Source organism: Rossellomorea pakistanensis, from assembly GCF_016908495.1.
GTDB classification, from domain to species: Bacteria; Bacillota; Bacilli; order Bacillales; family Bacillaceae_B; genus Rossellomorea; species Rossellomorea pakistanensis.
On sequence record NZ_JAFBDZ010000001.1, the window covers coordinates 1,272,821 to 1,291,794 of the forward strand.

Genomic DNA, 18,974 nt, shown 5'->3' on the forward strand with positions numbered 1-18,974 from the left:
AAACCTACAGAATTCAAGTTCTTCTAGGCAAAAGCGTGTTTAATAACTATAGATAACCAAGCATCTCCAAACTATAATAAACTATTTCCCATGTAATAGGTTTGAGGGGTTACATTATGATGAAACAAATAATAAACATTGATGGATATTACTTTTTGTGGACTGGCAAGGACAGACAGATTCTAACATAGGATAATAATAGGCAAAAGTCCTTTATGGGGGTGAACATATGTCAAGTATTGTCACAGCCATTGGATATTTCTTAAAAGAATTGGTCTTCTTAGTTTCTTATGTAAAAAATAACGCTTTTCCACAGCCATTATCTTCAAGCGAAGAAAAGAAATACCTAAGAAAAATGGTAGAAGGTGATGAACACGCTCGGAACACATTAATTGAACACAATTTACGATTAGTTGCCCACATCGTCAAGAAATTTGAGAATACCGGAGAGGACCCGGAAGATTTAATATCCATCGGCACCATTGGCCTGATAAAAGCGATTGAAAGTTATTCAGAAGGGAAAGGGACAAAACTTGCAACCTATGCTGCACGATGTATTGAAAATGAAATCCTCATGCATCTACGGGCGTTAAAGAAAACGAAGAAAGACGTCTCCCTCCATGACCCAATCGGTCAAGATAAAGAAGGGAACGAAATAAGTCTTATTGATATATTAAAGTCGGACGCAGATGACGTCATTGATACCATTCAGCTTAATATGGAATTAGAAAAGGTGAAAAAATATATTTGCGTACTAGACGATCGAGAAAAAGAAGTAGTGATCGGTCGTTTTGGACTTGATCTTAAAGAAGAAAAAACACAAAGGGAAATAGCAAAAGAACTTGGAATATCAAGAAGTTATGTCTCTCGAATAGAAAAAAGAGCTTTAATGAAAATGTTTCATGAATTTTATCGGGAAGAAAAAGAAAAACGCAATCAATCCTAATTATGGGGGAAATAACGGTTAGCCGGAATAAGAGCTTTCATGTAATCAAGCTTACTATATTTTATATTCGAATATTAGGTATCAAAAAAAAGCTACTGAATTTCAGCAGCTTTTTTTCTTTTTTTTTATGAATGCGGTCCAATAAATCACATGTAAAAACACATCAATTCACCTGCCAATAGGTTCGTTAGGCAGAATCTTTCTCCACCCACAGCGCATTTAGTCGTTTCTCCTGACAATAGATCATCTTATTAACTCCTCTCTCTTTATTTATTTTTCACAAACGATATTAGAACATTTTTGATACCATTGATTCATTCTTTATCTTTGTTTCTTCAAAATGCTTAGATACTTGAACATCATGGTTTATTTCTTCTGGACTGCGTTGACGCTTGTTAATTGTAATAGTCATGAACAGAATATTAAGTGTCATACTATCACCTCCTTTAATAAAATTTTCGATTGCTCGATTTTCTTGATTCAAACGGCAGTGGTTTTAACCATCCGTTTTTCCCCACAAAAAAACGCAGAAAGAACCTTCCTGCGAATGGCATAAAAAAGCCGCAAGAAGAAACATTCTCCTGCGGCATGGATTAACATTAAATAATCATTAACGAAAATCGGTAGCTAATGCGGTCGAATGTATTAAAACATATGAAATTGAAAAAATTGCATTATCATTAATCGCCATCATGTCATTCGACCTCCCTTTCGTTTATTATACTACAGTGGTAAGTATATCCAAAATCAGTGGAAATGTAAACCACTAATTTTCATTTTCTTTTCGACAAAAACCGACTATATCATAAAGCACAAAAATAGGGCTGATCCTAATGATCAAGCCCTAATGGTTCTTTATGATAATGAATCCTCGTCCGATTCACTTAACTGTTTTTTATATTTAATAGCTTTATAGAAAAATAGAGTTGAAAAACCTAATAGGACTGCGGTTCCACCCATCAGGATATACGTTTTAAATATGGTTTTTGATTCTGCTGGTATCACAACACCTAAATATAAGAAAACGCTTAGTGCTAATAATGTAAAAGCGAAGCGCTTGTAATCAATGATTTTTTCTTGCAGAGACTTTTTCACTAGTATCCCCACTCCCTATGAAACTATTGAACTATTATAACTGTAACATAGATCCGTTAGTAGTTGAGGTGTTAAATCTCTCCAAATTAATATAAGAAAAGTTCAAGGAGTCTTGAACAAAAGAAAAAAGGGTCCCCAAACTAAGGGTCAGGAAACCACAACTTCAATATATAGAAACCCTCAAGCTATCTTCTATATATGAACAACCATAGTGGTACCAGCCCCTTATGGGACAACCCTTTAATCAATGATTAAGCTTTTAATGCACAATCTATATCCTCAATTAAATCTTCTGCATCTTCTAGTCCCACAGATATTCTGACGAGACCGTCTGTAATACCTAATTCCTTTCGACGATCTGCTGGAATAGACGCGTGTGTCATTCTCGCAGGAACAGAAATAAGACTTTCCACAGCACCCAGGCTTTCTGCTAGTGTGAAGTATTTTGTCGAATTTAGAAGACGATCTGCGTTCTCTTCACTCCCTACATCGAAGGAAACCATTCCACCAAAACCTCTTACTTGCTTTTTACCAATTTCATAATTTGGATGTTCCTCTAGCCCAGGATAATACACCTTTTGAACTTTTGGATGTTCCAATAAAAACTCTACGATTTTCTTTGTGTTCTTCTCGTGTTCTTCCATACGAATACCTAGTGTCTTGATTCCTCTTATCAGCAGCCAAGAATCCTGTGGGCCTAACACTCCACCAGTTGAATTTTGGACAAAGTGAAGCTCTTCAGCTAATTCATCACTATTCACCACCACTAAGCCAGCAACAACATCACTGTGGCCACCTAGATATTTTGTAGCACTATGAAGCACAATATCCGCTCCAAGCTCAATTGGGTTTTGCCAATAAGGAGTACTAAACGTATTATCAACTATTGTTAACAGACCATGCTCTTTTGCAATTTTTGAAGCCCCTTCAATGTCCGTAATTTTCAATAAAGGATTGGTTGGTGTTTCTATATAGATTGCTTTTGTATTTTCTTTAATTTCTTTTTCAATTGAAGCTAAATTGCTTGTGTCAACAAAGGTTGATTCAATTCCAATGCGATTAAGCACTTTGTTCATTACACGGTACGTTCCGCCATATACATCATCGGTTAAGATCACGTGATCTCCACTATTAAACATCATCATAACAGCTGTCACAGCTGCCATCCCTGATCCAAAGGCGAATCCCGCTTTTCCTCCCTCAAGGTCCTTGATTAGCTCTTCAAGTGCGTGCCTTGTTGGATTTCCAGTTCGGGAGTATTCAAAGCCTTTATGTCCTCCTACTCCTTCTTGCTTGTAGGTGCTTACTTGATAAATAGGTACCGATACCGCTCCTGTTTGGGGGTCAGTTGGAATTCCACCATGAATCAGTTGTGTTTTCTTTCTCATTTAGATTCCTCCTTGATAAATTTTTTTACTAAGATAACGCTCACTAGAATCAGGGAAGATTGTGACAATTTTTGTCCCTGGTTTAGCTTTTTCAGCTTCTTGTAAAACGGCACACATGGCTGCACCAGACGAGCTCCCTACCAATAGCCCTTCTAATCGTGCAAGTTCCTTTACCATTTCAAATGCTTTGATATCTGAAATAGTATGAATACTGTCAAAGTAGGAAGGTTCCATATATGCAGGTAAAAATTCCATTCCAATGCCTTCCGTTTTGTGCGGGCCTGATTCTCCACCATTCAGAATGGATCCCTCCGGTTCAACAATGACTGTTTTGATGTTAGCCTTTTGCTCTTTTAAAAATTGTGCCGTTCCCATAAAGGTTCCACCTGTACCTGCACCTGCCACAAACATATCAATATTTCCTTCCATCTGATTCCAGATTTCAGGACCAAGAGATTTATAATACGTCATAGGGTTTGCTTCATTAGCAAATTGCTGTGGTGAGTAGGAGTTTGAAGTTGTCTCCACAAGCTCCTGAGCTTTTTTAATGGCCCCTTTCATTCCTTCGCTTGTAGGTGTATGTACAATATCAGCACCTAAAGCTTTCATTAACTCCTGTTTCTCCTCACTAAACTTCTCAGGGACACAGAAAACGACTTTGTAGCCGCTGTTCACTGCTGCAAGGGCAAGACCAATGCCTGTATTGCCGGCTGTTGGTTCAATAATCGTCCCGCCAGGTGATAAATTTCCATTTTGGATGGCATCATGAAGAAGCTCCTTGCCCAGGCGGTCTTTTATGCTTCCTCCAGGATTATAAAATTCAAGCTTCGCAAACACTCTTACTCCTTTAGGTAATGGGAAATTTTGAAGTTCCATCATAGGAGTGTTCCCTATTAAGTCATGGATATTTTTATAAATCGTCAACTAACTCATCTCCCTCATGCTGTAAACCTATCCTTTCTATTTACGGCTGATTGCAGACACCATTTCCATGACCAAATTAGCTGAGTGTAATGCTGCTTTTTCCAAATATTGCTCAAAAGATAGATCGGATTCTTTTCCCGCAATATCTGATAACGAACGAATCACAACAAATGGAACCTGGAATTGATGTGACACCTGTGCAATTGCTGCCGCTTCCATTTCAACCGCCTGTAAATCTACAAATTTACCTCTGATGGATTCTACCCTTTTCGGATCATTCATAAAGGAATCACCCGTTGCAATCAATCCTGATACAACCTGGACATCTGCTGTTTCTTTTACACTATCAACGGCAATTTTTTGCAATGTTTTATCCGCAATAAAAGCTGCAGGAAGGTCTGGGACTTGACCGTATTCATATCCAAATGCCGTTACATCAACATCATGATGACGAACCTCTGTTGAGATCACTACATCACCTACATTTAATTTAGGATCTAGACCACCTGCAGAGCCTGTGTTAATGACATAATCCGGTTTGAATACTTCTAAGAGAACAGCAGTTGACATGGCTGCATTTACTTTTCCGATTCCTGATCGCAATAAGATCACTTCAGTACCCTTCATTTGTCCAGTTGTATATTCACAACCCGCAATTGTTTCTACCTTTGGATTGGTGATATTATTTCTTAATAAAGTGACTTCTTCTTCCATTGCTCCGATGATGGCTACTTTCATTTCAAATACCTCTCTTTATTATTGTTTAGTGGCTACCAATAACCATACAAACTCATTTAATCGCTTAAATGACACTGTAAATCCGTTTTTTTGCAAAAGTTCATCTAAAACGGGTATGGTTGTATAATATTCTCTTTGTAAATCTTCTGCTAGATTATGATACCCTTTTGCGACTGCTTCTTGAATACTTTTTTCATGGGCTTCTTGAGTTTCAAAGATGGTATCAGCAAACACTATTTTACCACCATTAGACAAGAGGTTTCCATACCGCAGAAAGGCAATCGCTTTTTCATCGTCGGTTAAATGATGGAATGCATATGTGCTAACAATTGTATCTATTTCTGTATCATTGATGGAGTATTCTAGAAAATCACCATCCAATAGTTCTACATTTCCTGTTAGCTTTTGTTTTGCAATTGCCATCATTTCTTTAGATGGTTCTACTGCTATGACTTTATGATTAGCTTCTAATAGCTTCTTCGTTAAATTACCTGTGCCAGGACCAAATTCTAATACTGTTCCTTCAGATTTTTTCACTACTGTATCCAAAATCTCCTCATACTTAGCAAACACTTCTTTATATTCAATATCTTTTCCGGTTACAGTGTCATCATAACTATCTGCCCAATCTTGAAAAAGATCTAAAAACTCTCTACCCATTTCACGCACCCCTGAATTTTTAATCATTATAATTCCTATGAGTATACTATGAATTAATTTTAAAACTGTTATTAATTTAACATAAGCATTTTAGTTTATCAATGGATACATCTTGAAGTTAGACTCAAGAGCTCGTACAATATGAACAGAACAGAAATCAATTTGATAGGGAGTCATACATTATGAATTTTCAATTTGACCTGATTGAAGATAAAGTTGAATTTTTTGAGGCTCAAGATTTAAAAACGCTCGAGAAAAAAATAAACGAGCAAATTGAGCATAATAAAGCGATTCTATTATCTGTCCATTCCGTAACACATCAAATGCATATAGAAGAAAATGGACAACGATTCTTCAGTGCGGTTGTGCATTTTAAACAAAAAAAATAGGGATGGTCTTTGCCATCCCCATTTTTATTAGTCTTTATCATTTTCTTTTAGTTCTTGTAATTTTGTCGGTTTCCAGCCTTGACCATCAATCCACTGTAAATAGACTCGGTATGCTTGTGAGCCTCCCTTAGCGGTGACTGTTCCAATTGATTTATCCGGACTGCCGTTCCCAGCAATGTACCAAACCGTCATATTATCTACTGGAATTCCAGTTGCATAGGATAATGCCTTTACTTTTTCATTCCAATCCGGTGTTCCTTCTTCATATACTGACGTATGTTCTCCACTTTGTTTCGTCCCAATCGGTTTCCAATTTGAATTTATAATTGATTTCTCGACATTAGGTTCTGTTGAATCCTGTTCTTTAATGCCAGATTCATCTTCTGGAGTCGTATTAATTTCTCCATTCTCTTTTTCGTCATTATTCTTTTCATCTTCGTCAGAGTCAGAAGATTTGTCTTCATCCTGGTTCTCTATTTCCTCTGTCTCTAGGTCACTAACCTCTTCTTTATCTTTGTCTTTATTAGAATTATTTTCTTTCTTATCTTCTTGTTTAGGTTTGTCAGCTGAAGCTTTTTCTGTAGAATCATCTGTTAAGAAAATAGAAGCGCCTACGACAACGATTAATAAAATAACGACACCTATTAGAAGATTTAGGATCATGTTTGATTTTTTCTTTGATCTTCTTTCTAAGCGTGATTTTTTGTAAGACATAAAGTCCCCTCCCTGTCATGCTCAATATTTTATCATGGATTAAGGATGACATGAAGAAATTTATCATAGATTTTCATTTTCTAACAGAGTCTCTTCACCTATTGTTTAATCTTCAAGTGAGGCTATAGCATTAACAATGTCTAGAAACATAGGGTAAACACCACCCTCATATTCTTGTACATCCATATTTACCACTACAAGTGCATACTTAGGATTGTCGAATGGGAAATAGCCGGCAAACCACTTGTTCAATAACTGTTTTTCTTGGTTATCATCTTTGAATTTCCCCGTTTCGGCTGTCCCCGTTTTACCTGCTACTTCTAAAGCAGCAGAATGTAAGGCTTTAGCTGTCCCAACTTTTCCATGAACCACTTCATGCAAATATTGTTGCAGTTTCATTGCTGTATAAGGTGAGATTTTTTCACCTTCTAATGTTTGCTTATCAAAAGTGAACATCTCTGTACCATTTGCATATTCCACAGAGTCTACTGCTTTTATACTTAGCTTTTCTCCCCCTCTTGCAATTGTGGCCATCATATTTGCGACCGCTAGAGGAGTCACCCTCACTTCTCTTTGACCGATGGCTGTTTGTGAGACATAATTTTGGTCGTCTTTTTCTTCTTCATTTTTAAAAATACGACCAGTATCTGCTTGAAAATGTTTAAAATCGCTATAATGGAATAGGTCACCAGACCAGCTCAAATCCCCTGTTAAGCCGAGCTTTGCAGCATATTGTTCGATGATGTCTTTATCCTTTTCTACCATTTCCTTCGCTAAATCTGCAAATGTTCGGTTACAGCTAGCAGCAAAGCTGTCCTTAATATTTATATTCCCTAGCGGTCGATCTGATGGGTTTCCATAAATATCTTGATCACATTGGAATTTCCTTTCTTCATTGACGAATTCTTTTTCAATCGCTGCAGCCGTTATTACTGTCTTAAAAACCGAACCAGGGATTAATTCAGTATACATATAGTTAGTGGAACCATTATCAGAAAAAGGTGATCTTACGTTGACATCAGGCTTAGACACACTAGCCACTATTTCTCCCGAGTTAATATCTAAGAGAAGTGCACCACCTTTATTGACTTCCCGCTTTTCTAATATTTCTTCCATTTTCCCTTGAATTTTTCCATCAATCGTTGTTTTCACATTCAGTGGATAAAAGGGATTAGCAGGTGCTAAATACTTTACATCAACACCAAAAAGCGGCCCCCCGATGGCGTCAACATGATAAATTAACTTTGATGGTTGTTCTGCGATTAGCCATTCATCAAAGGTTTTTTGAATCCCGGTTATGCCAATTTTTTGTTTTGTCCCTTTCACTTTATCAGGATATCGTTTTTGGAATACTTTCTCATTTTCGCCGATAAGACCGATAAACTGCTGTGCTAACTTTTCTTTAAGGGGATATTTCCTTGATAAAGCAAAAACTCCCTGTATTTTCAGGTCATTAATTCTGTTCATTTGATCTTCAGTTAATTCAACTGGTTTCTTCTCACCAAATACAATCGGCTTTTTAGCATTCTCTAATGTTGATGCTAGAGTGTAGGTTGGAACGCCAATAATATCGGCAACCTTTTCAATATCCCACTCTACATTTTTCAAAAAAGGAAATAATATGAGGACATTTTTTGTATAATGTGTTAATTCTTCCCCATTCCGATCTACTATTACCCCTCTACCTTCATCGATCACAAGCTGTTGTGTCCGTTGCTCTACACTATTTTCAATTAAATTAATATTATGTGATGAAAAAGATTCCGTTTGGAAAAGCTGAATTTGCATCAGTCGTCCAGTTAATAGGAAAAACAACACGAGAATGGAGCCCAACAAAAAAATAATTCGCTTTCTCCTCATAATCAACACCTCGTCAATCATTGTTGACGAAATTATTAAAAATTAGTCAAAACAAAAAAAGAGCTAACTCGAAAGTCAGCTCTTTTTAGATGATTTATTTAACTGTAACGATTTTTACGTTCATTTCTCCACCTGGAGTTTGAACGATAACTTTTTCGCCTACTTTATGACCAATAAGACTTTTGGCAATAGGAGAATCATTCGAGATTTTCCCTTCAAACGGATCCGCTTCTGCACTTCCAACAATTGTGTATGTTTCTTCTTCCCCATCAGGAAGCTCAATGAACGTGACAGATTTACCTAGTGTAACTGTATCAGAATTCATTTCATCTTCTTCAATGATTTTTGCATTTCGAATCATATTTTCAAGTGTAGAAATTCGCCCTTCAACAAATGCCTGCTCATCTTTAGCAGCATCGTATTCGGAGTTCTCAGATAGATCACCGAAACTACGAGCGATTTTGATTCTTTCTACGACTTCTTTACGTTTAACGGATTTTAAATTCTCCAGTTCCTTCTCTAATTTTTCTTTACCTTCTAATGTCATTGGATAAACTTTTTCTGTAGCCAAAACCCTTCACTCCTTTTAAATGTTATGAGCTCCCAATAGCTCACTATGTATCGATTAATCTTTATTCATCACGATATATGAACGTTACATTCCTTTGAATGGCAAGCTAGGGAACAGAGGATGACCTAATTACAAGATTTCAGGAACCACAAACCGAAATATAGAATCCAATCACAAGATTTTTTCTATATTTGAAAAATAATGTGGTTCCAGAATCTTTTAGATCATCCGCCATTCCCTTCCATAAATGGTTAATTTATTTTCTTAACTTATGTTCAATTCGTCTAACTTATACAAAGTATTAATCGACGTCGTGAGTAACAAATCCATTTGGGAAATTTCTCTATATTCATAACTATTCTATGCTATCGTATTACAAAAACGATTTTTGTTCAAGAATTGTTTGAATTTTTGTGACCATTAAATCGATGGCCACATGGTTATGCCCACCTTCTGGGATGATGACATCTGCATATCTCTTCGTTGGTTCAATGAATTGATTATGCATTGGTCTAACCACGTTAACGTATTGCTCTATGACAGAATCAATCGAGCGACCTCTTTCTTTTATATCACGTAATAAACGTCTAATAATTCTCAAATCGGCATCTGTATCCACATATAGTTTAATATCCATCATGTTACGTAGTCTTTCATCCTCTAGGATTAGAATTCCTTCGAGAATAATCACTTCCTTAGGTTCTACCACTATTATTTCATTAGAGCGTGTGTGCATCGTATAATCATATATAGGTTTATCAATGGATTCATGCTTTAATAATTTTTGTATGTGCTTCAACAGTAAATCATTATCGAAAGCAAGAGGATGATCATAATTCGTTTTAAGCCTTTCTTCAAAAGGAAGATGGCTTTGGTCCTTGTAATAGTAATCTTGTTCAAGCATTAGGATTGAGTGGCCTTTGAAATGCTCATAAATTGCTTTTGTTACACTTGTTTTGCCGGAACCAGATCCGCCGGCTACACCAATCACAACAGGTTTTTGTGCCATGGTCGTTATCTGTTCTCCTTTCGCATCATGTTATGTGGGTATACCGGCTGGTCTACTTTAAACCGTACGATTTGCATTGGATGGCGTGCTACGTCCAATTCATTTCCTTTTTGATCCCAAATCGTATCAATCGTTTGTGTAAAATTTTCTATGTCTGGTCCGAAAAATTCAACTTCGTCACCAGATTTGAAATAATTACGTTGCTGTAGTGTCACAAAACCAGTTTCTTGGTCGTAATCCAAAACTAACCCAACAAAATCATAGTCTGAATTTTTTTTCGAATGTTCCCCAAACATTTGCTCTTCATACCCAGGCACCCCCTCGAAGAAAGCAGAAGCTGTCTCACGATTAGCACATTTGTCTAGCTCTTTCAGCCACTCCTTCTTGATCTTAAAGGTGTCTGGATTCTCGCAGTAAGCATCAATTACTTTTCGATAGACACTTACAACAGTAGCTATATAATGAATAGATTTCATTCGCCCTTCTATTTTCAAGCTGTCAATCCCTAATTCTATCATTTCAGGGATTGATTCCACTAATTTTAAATCCTTTGGACTCATCGCAAATGGTGCATCATTCGTTGAAAATAATGCATTTTCTCGTGTATCATTCAGTTCATATAGCCCATAATCCCAGCGGCAAGACTGACAACAACCACCACGGTTACTATCGCGAGCGGTCATGTGATTACTTAACGTACAACGGCCTGAGTAAGCAATACACATTGCACCATGAATAAATGTTTCGATTTCTATATTCACTTTTTCTTTCATTTCGCGAATTTCTTCCCCACTGGTTTCGCGAGCAAGAACAACACGGTCTAAGCCTTCTTTCTTCCAAAACTCCACCGCCTTCCAGTTTGAAAGGGACTGTTGGGTGCTTAAGTGGACCTCTACTTTTGGAGCCACACGGCGGCAGGTTTCAATAATAAGGGGGTCGGCAACAATAATTCCAGCAACTCCAGCCTCTTGTATGCCTTTTAAATAATCTTCAAGTCCATCGATATTTTCATTATGAGCATAAATATTTGTAGTTACGTAAATTTTAGCACCATATTCTTTTGCGAATTCTACGCCTTCCCTCATTTCCTCAAATGTAAAATTACCTGCATTGGAACGTAGACCATATTCTTGTCCACCAATATAAACGGCGTCAGCACCATAATGAACCGCAATTTTGAGCTTTTCTAAATTACCTGCAGGAGCTAAAAGCTCTGGTTTCTTCAAATTGGTTCGTTTACCATCAATCAACTCTGAAATCTGCTTTTCCACCACTTCAGTCAAGTGTATCCCTCCTTTTCAACAAGATTGGTTAGTAGACTGTCTCTTTAAAGAAAAAACCAGTATCTAATGAACGGTTATGGGGTTGTAAATTCTCAGCTTGTTCAAGGAGATCGTCTTTTACCTGTTCATACTTCTCCTCATCTTCAACACATAGGTCAATAGCTTTTCTATAAAGTTTGGTCACTTCGAAAAGATACTGTGATGATTTGAGTACACCATCTATTTTAAATGAATCAATTCCGGCCTCGACCATTTCCTGAAGCTCATCTATAATGCAAATATCATTCGGACTCATAATGTGAGTCCCATTTTCATCCTCAAATATAGGGTATTTATTTTGGCGTTCTTCGTCATGAAGAAACATATTCCTTTGGTTCTGTCTATTTTCGATTTCCATCGCTTTACCTTGATACTCAAAATAGTTCCCAAGAAGAGTTCGTTTCGATTGGAACATGCAGGTCATACCATGAACTTGTACTTCTATCTCAACCTCTGTATTTTCTTTTATTTCAACAATTGCATCCATGCTTAATTCACGGGCCACTACGGCACGACCCGCACCTTTTCGTCCCCAGTAGTTACATGTATACCAATTTGTTGCCGTTGTTTCAGTATTCCAGTGAAGCTTCATGCTTGGTGCTACTTCTTTTGCTATCATGAGAACGGCAGGATCGCCGAAAACGATTGCATCTGCCTTTACATCATGTAAAAATTTTATATAGCCTGAAAGCTTTCCGATTTTATCATTATGAAAAATTGCATTCATTGCTACATACACTTTTTTTCCTTTAGAATGAGCTAATTCAATTGCTTTTCGTACATCATCTTGTGAAAATTCACCTGCAAGCCGAAGACCGTATTGTTGTTCTCCAATGATAAATGCATCTGCCCCTGCATCTGATAAGGGTAAAATGTCATCTATTGATGTTGGGGTTACTAATAATTCAGGCTTATTCAAAGGAAACACCTCTTTTTTTACTCACAGCTAAACCATCCCCTACAGGAAGGATGGCCGTTTGAAAATCTTTATGGTTCATTAACCATTGATTATAATCTTTTAGTTTATTAACCATTTTGCTTATTCGCTTATTATCTATCTCTTCTTCAGCAACCATTCCTTTAAAAAGAACATTGTCAGAATAGACAACTCCCTTTTTTGAAAGGAAAGGAGTATATAATTCAAAGAACTTTTGATATTGTCCTTTTGCTGCATCAATAAATAATGCATCATATGGACCGTAAGCTTCAATTTTTTCAACGACTTCTAGAGCATCACCATGTATAACTTTTATACGTGAGCTATTGTGAAAACGACTTAGATTCTTTTTAGCTTTTTCAAGCCTTTCAAAGTCTCTTTCAATTGTAATGACTTCTAATTGAGGAACAGCTTCTACCATTCGAATGGCAGAATAACCAATGGCTGTACCTATTTCAAGAATACGCTTTGGTTGTTGTATTCTTAACATTTGAAGCATTGTTTCAATTCCTGCCAGCTCCATAATTGGGATATTATGATTAGCTGCGTATTTCTCCATTTCAGTAACAAGCTCTGAACGAGTTAGTATTAATGATTCTATATAATCTTGGACATTCTGATTCAAGAAAAAACCTCACTTTCAATTTCATGATCCAACATGAAAAAGAGCGTTTAAAAGATACATTGGTATTTAAGAAAAGCGGAAGTGCCTTGAACAGGCCTGACAAGCATAAGACGAGCCACATAGAAAGGGTGCCTTTTCCCTTTCTATGTGGCTTGGCTTATGTCTTGAAGGCCTAGGCGTTTATGCTTTCCACTGATAAACCTTTCTATCTGTATACACTCCATTTTACTTTCTTTTCATTAAAGAAAAATTAACATCCTTTTAATCTTTTCCATAACCAATGACATTGTAAAACGCTTTTCCGCAAAAAATACTTTTACTATTTTAGCATAACAAGAAGAGGTTTGCGAGTGAATCTCTCCTTGTTATTTAGTTTATTCTTTTTCGTTTGTAATGTATTTGGCCTTCTTTTTATTGTGTTCTTCAAGCGTTTCTGAATAATGTACGGTTCCATCTTTAGAGGCTAAGAAATATAGATATTCGGAATGATCAGGTTCAAGAACAGCCTTTATAGACGTAATTCCTGCGTTCGCTATTGGACCTGGTGGTAGCCCTTTAACCTTATACGTATTATAAGGGGATTCTACATCTAGGTCATCATACACGGTTCTGCTTTTATGTTTGCCCAATGCATATAATACAGTCGGGTCTGTTTGAAGCGGCATTTCCTTCTCCAAGCGATTATAGAAGACGCTAGCAATTCTTCCCCTGTCTGCTTTTTTAGTCGCTTCTTCTTCAACTAATGATGCAAAGGTTAGCAGTTTATGTGAATCCATCTCTTTTTCCATCATGGATGCATTAAATTGTGCTAGGACATCATTAGTTTGTGAAATCATACCATCTAAAATTTCCTCTAGGGATGGTTCTTTTTCGTAGAATGGGTATGTTGCAGGATAAAGATATCCCTCTAACGGATATTTGATTTTTTTGTTATTAATTAAGTCTTTCGTGATAAGTTTAGGATACTTTTTACTTAACTGCTCGAGATATTCTTTATTATTTAACTTTTCCATGATATCTTTGCTTTTAAATGGAGTTTCTTTGGCAATTTCATCAGCTATTTGATTTAATTGATATCCTTCTGGAACGGTAATCGTAAACTCAGCATCTTTCATGACTTTTCCCGATTTTAGACTTGTGACTATTTCATTTAATGTCATAGAAGGAGTTAAATCATATGCTCCAGCTTGAAAGCCTGATTCATTATTAAATTTCACAAAGTATTTAAATACTAAAGAATTTTTAATTATACCACTTTCTTCCAGGATGTTCCCTATTGATGTAACACCTGAGCCAATTGGGATTTCTACTTTTACAGGCTTGTTATCTTTTGGATCCACTGGTTTCAGGGCGGATTTCACATAAAAATACCCTCCTAACGCTGTTCCGCCGATTAACAAAACTAGTACTAAAGCAACAATACCGACAATTTTACGAATAACCTTGGCCTCCTCTTGTCTTTCTAGGAGCTTATGATAAAGAGCCTCTTTTTTAGGTTGTTGATTCTTGTTCATATCTCTTCCCCCCTTCGAGCAATTCGGGGTATCCTACAAAATTTGTACTATATCGACACTATTATACATATTTTCAACAAATAAAAATAGGGGTAGCCGTAAAGGCCGACCCCTATTTCAAAAAAATGCCTTACTTTATTCTTCTTCCTCATCTAAGAAAGTGTTTAACATTTCTTCAATCATGTCCCACTCTTCTTCTGTTTCAATCGGTTTTAATTCGCCTTCTTCCCCTTCATCTCCTGGTGCAAACGCAGATGCATGAATTTCAATCTCTTCTTCATCTGTTTCATCTGCTCCTAATGGATAATAAAGGACATAAGACTTTCCGAATTTGTCTGATTCGAAAGTGAACAAGACTTCACATAATTGTTCATTTCCTTCTTCGTCAATAACTGTAATTTGTTTTTCTCCGTGTTCCATATTATTCACCTCATTATTTTTGACTATCAAGATATCCTTGTAGAATCATGACAGCAGCCATTTTATCGATGACTTTTTTACGTTTCTTTCTACTTACATCCGCTTCTAACAATATTCTCTCCGCAGCCATCGTACTTAAACGTTCATCCCATAAAATAGTTTTAATCCCTAACTTATCTTCTATAAGTTTGGCATATTTTTGCGAGGCTTCTCCACGGGGGCCAACGGTATTATTCATATTTTTCGGAAAGCCGACAATTACTTTATCGACTTCATGTTCCTTGGCAAGCTCTTCAATTCGATCTAGTCGAAACTTTCCTTCTTGTTCACTGATAGAGATTGTTTCGACTCCTTGAGCTGTCCAGCCAAGGGCATCACTTACGGCGACGCCGACTGTTTTTGAGCCTACGTCTAACCCCATTATTCTCATGCTTATCCCTCTCTATGGTGTACTAAATACGATTTCACCAATTCTTCGATGATTTCATCGCGTTCCAATCGACGAATGATGTTCCTTGCGTCTTTGTGTCTAGGAATGTAGGCTGGGTCTCCTGACAATAAATAGCCTACAATTTGATTAATGGGATTGTAACCTTTTTCTTGTAGTGCATCATGAACTTGAAGTAAAACTTCTTTCACATCATGCTCAAAAGGTTCTTCAGGAAAATCAAAACGCATCGTTTTATCAAAAGAGCTCATATTCGCACCTCTCTTCAGGCTTCTTCTTATCAAAGCCCAATTGTCAATTGATACATTCATTGTACACCAGATTGAGTGGTAATTAAACGGATTTAACCCATTCTTCTACAAATTGTAGAGCTGAATCGAGTTTTTCTGGGTTTTTTCCTCCTGCTTGTGCCATATCAGGTCGACCTCCGCCGCCTCCGCCACAGCGAGTAGCAACTTCTTTTACAAGTTTCCCAGCATGGTATCCATTTTCTACAAGATCCTTCGTGACACCTGCTGTAATATTCACTTTCTCACCTTGCACACTACCTAAAACGACGATGGAGGACCCTAATTTACTTTTTAAATCATCCACCATATTTCTTAAATTATTCATATCAGTAGCGGCTACCTTTGCTGACAATACTTTTACACCTGCTACATCTTTCACTTGATCAGTTAAACTACCTGCTTCAATGTTGGACAACTTTGTTGATAATGATTCATTTTCCCGTTGAAGATCTTTCATTTCAGAAAGCAGTCCATCTATTCTTGTCAAAATTTCATTTGGTTTAGCTTTGATCTTTTCAGCAGCCTGATTTAATAGAGAAACTTGATCAGTCAGAAGTTTATAAGCCGCTTCTCCTGTTACCGCTTCAATTCTTCTAGTCCCTGCTCCGATTCCAGTTTCGGTTACAATTTTGAAAAGGCCGATAGCAGCTGTATTATCGACATGACAGCCTCCACAAAGCTCAAGACTATAGTCTCCTACAGAAACCACTCTGACTTCGTCTCCATACTTTTCACCAAAAAGTGCCATTGCTCCCATTTCTTTCGCTTCTGCTAGCGATTTATACTCAGTTTGAACAGAAAGGCTGTTCCACACTTTATCATTTACAATCTTTTCAATTTTTTCAATTTCTTCTTTTGTCACACTTCCAAAATGAGAGAAGTCAAATCGTAAGCGGTCTGTTTCTACTAGAGAACCAGCCTGATTAACGTGGTTTCCAAGCGTATCTTTTAAGGCTTGATGTAAAAGATGTGTAGCTGTATGATTTTTGATAATTTTACCACGTGAGCTCACATTTACCGAAGCAAGAACGTCATCATTCAATTTTATGGTTCCACTTTCAACAGTAGCAGTATGAAGATTTTGTCCATTTGGTGCTTTTCTAACATCTTTAACAGCTATACGTACTAAATCATTTTCCACAATCCCTTTATCACCAATCTGCCCGCCACTTTCTGCGTAAAACGGTGTTTTATCCAGTATGAATTGAATTTCTTGTCCTTCATGAGCCTCTTCCGCATGCATTTTATTTATAAGCAATGTGACAACTTTTGATTCTGTTTTCAATTGGTCATAGCCTACAAATTGACTTGAAACTTTCTCGTCACCAAGTACTCCACCTTGAATCTGCATACTACCGACATCCTGTCTTGCTGCACGAGCACGCTGACGCTGTAATTTCATTTGTTCTTCAAAACCAGCTTGATCAACAGACATACCTTCTTCTTCTGCAAATTCTTCCGTTAACTCCACTGGGAATCCGTAAGTGTCATATAATCTGAATACTTCTTCACCCGGAATCATCGAGCTGCCCTTTTCTTTTTCCTTTTTAATAACAGAAGATAGAATGGAAAGCCCTTCATTTAAGGTTTCATGGAAGCGGTCTTCTTCATTCTTGACAACTTTTTGGATAAAATCCGCTTTCTCTTTAACTTCTGGGTAGAAATCAACCATGATTTCAGAAACAATTGGGACCAAATCATACATAAATGGTTGATTGATTCCAATTTGTTTTGCATAGCGTACTGCACGACGAAGCAGTCTTCTTAGGACATACCCACGACCTTCGTTGGAAGGCAAGGCACCATCACTAATGGCAAAGGTGACAGTTCTAATATGGTCGGCAATGATTTTAAATGCAATGTCTTTTTCAGTTGTTAATCCGTACTTTTCACCTGATAATTTTTCAGTAGCACGAATGATTGGCATAAACAGGTCAGTATCAAAATTAGTTGGTACTTCTTGCACCACGCAAGCCATACGCTCTAATCCCATTCCAGTATCAATGTTTTTCTTAGGAAGAGGAGTATATGTATGATCAGGATTATGATTAAACTGGGAGAAAACTAAATTCCACACCTCTAAATAACGATCATTTTCACCACCTGGATATAACTCTGGATCATTCGGATCCTCCCCATATTCTGATCCACGATCATAGAAAATTTCTGTGTTTGGTCCACTTGGTCCTTCACCGATATCCCAGAAATTCCCTTCGATACGAATAATTCTTTCTGCTGGAATACCAACTGTATCACTCCAGATTGTATAAGCTTCATTGTCTTCTGGATGGATTGTAACTGATAGTTTTTCAGGGTCAAAACCAATCCATTTTTTATCTGTTAAAAACTCCCAAGCCCAGATTATCGCTTCCTTTTTAAAATATTCACCAATAGAGAAGTTTCCTAACATTTCAAAGAAAGTATGATGCCGAGCTGTCTTTCCAACATTTTCAATATCATTCGTTCTAATCGATTTTTGAGCATTTACAATACGAGGATTTTCAGGAATGACCCGGCCATCAAAATATTTCTTTAGTGTTGCAACACCACTATTAATCCATAGTAGGGAAGGATCTTCATGAGGTACTAATGATGCACTTGGCTCGACTCTATGTCCTTTTTCTTTAAAAAAATCAAGAAACCTTTGACGAATTTCAGCACCCGTTAAATGATTCATTATTTTTCCTCCTTTTATCTAATGAAAACAAGAAATGCGGAAGCGCCTCTGATAAGGGGTGAAAGGCTAAGTACACCACGTCCTGTGGCAACGCCTTTCTAACCTACGTACTGAGGCCACCAACAAGCAAACGAGTCATGAAGGAAGAGTGATTTTTCCTTCATTCATGGTTTAGCTTATGTTTCCAGGGGCTAGGTACTGGGCTAGAACAAAAAAAGCCCCCATCCCTGGTCAGGGACGAGAGCTTTACTCGCGGTACCACCCTGGTTATGAGAAAATTGCTGACTTTTGTGTCAGTCTCCACTGTATAATTCAGTCTTTCTCATCACTTGGAAACCTTAACGCGGCATACGGCAGGTATTATCTGCACTCAGGATTAGCGTTCTGTTATCCTTCATCTAGAATTTCTTTCAGCCAAGGAAATTCCTCTCTTCTGTATCGTTAAAT

The 18,974-nt window shown here is 37.2% G+C and carries 20 protein-coding genes; 2 read left to right on the top strand and 18 right to left on the bottom strand.

Translation table 11 applies throughout. The annotated features are described in order from the left end of the window. The first annotated feature begins 229 nt into the window (after window positions 1-229). Entirely contained in the window at window positions 230-946 is a 717-nt protein-coding gene (sigK, locus tag JOC86_RS06275) for an RNA polymerase sporulation sigma factor SigK (protein WP_205169127.1), read from the top strand. A gap of 289 nt (window positions 947-1,235) precedes the next feature. On the opposite strand, the gene JOC86_RS06280 is transcribed toward sigK, so the two are convergent. From JOC86_RS06280 to JOC86_RS06305, 6 genes are all read right to left on the bottom strand, one after another. Further along, the gene (locus JOC86_RS06280; RefSeq protein ID WP_205169129.1) at window positions 1,236-1,379 is read right to left on the bottom strand and encodes a YrzI family small protein; all 144 of its coding nucleotides are present in this window, start codon (window positions 1,377-1,379) and stop codon (window positions 1,236-1,238) included. A gap of 422 nt (window positions 1,380-1,801) precedes the next feature. After that, window positions 1,802-2,041: a YrhC family protein gene (locus JOC86_RS06285; RefSeq protein ID WP_205169131.1), complete on the bottom strand. Its 240-nt coding sequence runs from the start codon at window positions 2,039-2,041 to the stop codon at window positions 1,802-1,804. Between the two features lie 251 nt (window positions 2,042-2,292). Continuing rightward, window positions 2,293-3,429: a bifunctional cystathionine gamma-lyase/homocysteine desulfhydrase gene (locus JOC86_RS06290; protein ID WP_205169133.1), complete on the bottom strand. Its 1,137-nt coding sequence runs from the start codon at window positions 3,427-3,429 to the stop codon at window positions 2,293-2,295. Then, window positions 3,430-4,353, bottom strand: coding sequence for a PLP-dependent cysteine synthase family protein (locus tag JOC86_RS06295; protein WP_205169135.1), 924 nt, complete (start codon window positions 4,351-4,353; stop codon window positions 3,430-3,432). It abuts the gene before it with no gap. 36 nt (window positions 4,354-4,389) lie between these two features. Next, window positions 4,390-5,091 carry a 5'-methylthioadenosine/S-adenosylhomocysteine nucleosidase gene (gene mtnN, locus JOC86_RS06300; RefSeq protein ID WP_205169142.1) on the bottom strand — a complete coding sequence of 234 codons (702 nt, stop codon included), beginning with the start codon at window positions 5,089-5,091 and terminating at the stop codon, window positions 4,390-4,392. A gap of 18 nt (window positions 5,092-5,109) precedes the next feature. After that, window positions 5,110-5,751: a class I SAM-dependent methyltransferase gene (locus tag JOC86_RS06305; protein WP_205169144.1), complete on the bottom strand. Its 642-nt coding sequence runs from the start codon at window positions 5,749-5,751 to the stop codon at window positions 5,110-5,112. A 182-nt stretch (window positions 5,752-5,933) separates the two neighbouring features. On the opposite strand from JOC86_RS06305, the gene JOC86_RS06310 reads away from it, so the two are divergent. Next, complete coding sequence (locus JOC86_RS06310) at window positions 5,934-6,140, top strand: YrzA family protein (RefSeq protein WP_205169146.1); 207 nt, start codon at window positions 5,934-5,936, stop codon at window positions 6,138-6,140. 27 nt (window positions 6,141-6,167) lie between these two features. On the opposite strand, the gene JOC86_RS06315 is transcribed toward JOC86_RS06310, so the two are convergent. The 12 genes from JOC86_RS06315 to alaS form a co-directional block, all read right to left on the bottom strand. Next, complete coding sequence (locus JOC86_RS06315; protein WP_205169148.1) at window positions 6,168-6,854, bottom strand: YrrS family protein; 687 nt, start codon at window positions 6,852-6,854, stop codon at window positions 6,168-6,170. Between the two features lie 105 nt (window positions 6,855-6,959). Next, complete coding sequence (locus JOC86_RS06320; RefSeq protein WP_205169150.1) at window positions 6,960-8,714, bottom strand: peptidoglycan D,D-transpeptidase FtsI family protein; 1,755 nt, start codon at window positions 8,712-8,714, stop codon at window positions 6,960-6,962. A gap of 94 nt (window positions 8,715-8,808) precedes the next feature. Next, the gene (gene greA, locus JOC86_RS06325; RefSeq protein WP_205169152.1) at window positions 8,809-9,285 is read right to left on the bottom strand and encodes a transcription elongation factor GreA; all 477 of its coding nucleotides are present in this window, start codon (window positions 9,283-9,285) and stop codon (window positions 8,809-8,811) included. 373 nt (window positions 9,286-9,658) lie between these two features. Beyond that, entirely contained in the window at window positions 9,659-10,294 is a 636-nt protein-coding gene (gene udk / locus JOC86_RS06330; RefSeq protein WP_205169154.1) for a uridine kinase, read from the bottom strand. Between the two features lie 5 nt (window positions 10,295-10,299). After that, on the bottom strand, window positions 10,300-11,568 hold the full coding sequence (locus tag JOC86_RS06335; protein ID WP_419096032.1) for a peptidase U32 family protein: 1,269 nt from the start codon (window positions 11,566-11,568) through the stop codon (window positions 10,300-10,302). Window positions 11,569-11,605: 37 nt separating this feature from the next. Next, window positions 11,606-12,535 (bottom strand): peptidase U32 family protein, encoded by a 930-nt coding sequence (locus JOC86_RS06340; RefSeq protein ID WP_205169158.1) that lies wholly within the window; start codon window positions 12,533-12,535, stop codon window positions 11,606-11,608. Beyond that, window positions 12,528-13,178: an O-methyltransferase gene (locus JOC86_RS06345; protein ID WP_239587403.1), complete on the bottom strand. Its 651-nt coding sequence runs from the start codon at window positions 13,176-13,178 to the stop codon at window positions 12,528-12,530. The genes JOC86_RS06340 and JOC86_RS06345 overlap by 8 nt, the downstream gene beginning before the upstream one ends. Before the next feature lie 374 nt (window positions 13,179-13,552). After that, complete coding sequence (gene mltG / locus JOC86_RS06350) at window positions 13,553-14,692, bottom strand: endolytic transglycosylase MltG (protein WP_205169160.1); 1,140 nt, start codon at window positions 14,690-14,692, stop codon at window positions 13,553-13,555. A gap of 135 nt (window positions 14,693-14,827) precedes the next feature. Beyond that, entirely contained in the window at window positions 14,828-15,112 is a 285-nt protein-coding gene (locus tag JOC86_RS06355) for a DUF1292 domain-containing protein (protein WP_205169162.1), read from the bottom strand. A gap of 13 nt (window positions 15,113-15,125) precedes the next feature. Continuing rightward, the gene (gene ruvX / locus JOC86_RS06360) at window positions 15,126-15,542 is read right to left on the bottom strand and encodes a Holliday junction resolvase RuvX (protein ID WP_205169164.1); all 417 of its coding nucleotides are present in this window, start codon (window positions 15,540-15,542) and stop codon (window positions 15,126-15,128) included. A 2-nt stretch (window positions 15,543-15,544) separates the two neighbouring features. Further along, window positions 15,545-15,811 (bottom strand): IreB family regulatory phosphoprotein, encoded by a 267-nt coding sequence (locus tag JOC86_RS06365; protein WP_205169173.1) that lies wholly within the window; start codon window positions 15,809-15,811, stop codon window positions 15,545-15,547. A gap of 82 nt (window positions 15,812-15,893) precedes the next feature. Then, window positions 15,894-18,527 (bottom strand): alanine--tRNA ligase, encoded by a 2,634-nt coding sequence (gene alaS, locus JOC86_RS06370; RefSeq protein WP_205169175.1) that lies wholly within the window; start codon window positions 18,525-18,527, stop codon window positions 15,894-15,896. Between the last annotated feature and the right edge of the window lie 447 nt (window positions 18,528-18,974).

Coding starts and splice junctions, on each gene's coding strand:
- sigK (WP_205169127.1), top strand. CDS start 230: ATGTCAAGTATTGTCACAGCCATTGGATATTTCTTAAAAGAATTGGTC.
- JOC86_RS06280 (WP_205169129.1), bottom strand. CDS start 1,379: ATGACACTTAATATTCTGTTCATGACTATTACAATTAACAAGCGTCAA.
- JOC86_RS06290 (WP_205169133.1), bottom strand. CDS start 3,429: ATGAGAAAGAAAACACAACTGATTCATGGTGGAATTCCAACTGACCCC.
- mtnN (WP_205169142.1), bottom strand. CDS start 5,091: ATGAAAGTAGCCATCATCGGAGCAATGGAAGAAGAAGTCACTTTATTA.
- JOC86_RS06305 (WP_205169144.1), bottom strand. CDS start 5,751: ATGGGTAGAGAGTTTTTAGATCTTTTTCAAGATTGGGCAGATAGTTAT.
- JOC86_RS06310 (WP_205169146.1), top strand. CDS start 5,934: ATGAATTTTCAATTTGACCTGATTGAAGATAAAGTTGAATTTTTTGAG.
- JOC86_RS06315 (WP_205169148.1), bottom strand. CDS start 6,854: ATGTCTTACAAAAAATCACGCTTAGAAAGAAGATCAAAGAAAAAATCA.
- JOC86_RS06320 (WP_205169150.1), bottom strand. CDS start 8,714: ATGAGGAGAAAGCGAATTATTTTTTTGTTGGGCTCCATTCTCGTGTTG.
- udk (WP_205169154.1), bottom strand. CDS start 10,294: ATGGCACAAAAACCTGTTGTGATTGGTGTAGCCGGCGGATCTGGTTCC.
- mltG (WP_205169160.1), bottom strand. CDS start 14,692: ATGAACAAGAATCAACAACCTAAAAAAGAGGCTCTTTATCATAAGCTC.
- JOC86_RS06355 (WP_205169162.1), bottom strand. CDS start 15,112: ATGGAACACGGAGAAAAACAAATTACAGTTATTGACGAAGAAGGAAAT.
- ruvX (WP_205169164.1), bottom strand. CDS start 15,542: ATGAGAATAATGGGGTTAGACGTAGGCTCAAAAACAGTCGGCGTCGCC.
- JOC86_RS06365 (WP_205169173.1), bottom strand. CDS start 15,811: ATGAGCTCTTTTGATAAAACGATGCGTTTTGATTTTCCTGAAGAACCT.
- alaS (WP_205169175.1), bottom strand. CDS start 18,527: ATGAATCATTTAACGGGTGCTGAAATTCGTCAAAGGTTTCTTGATTTT.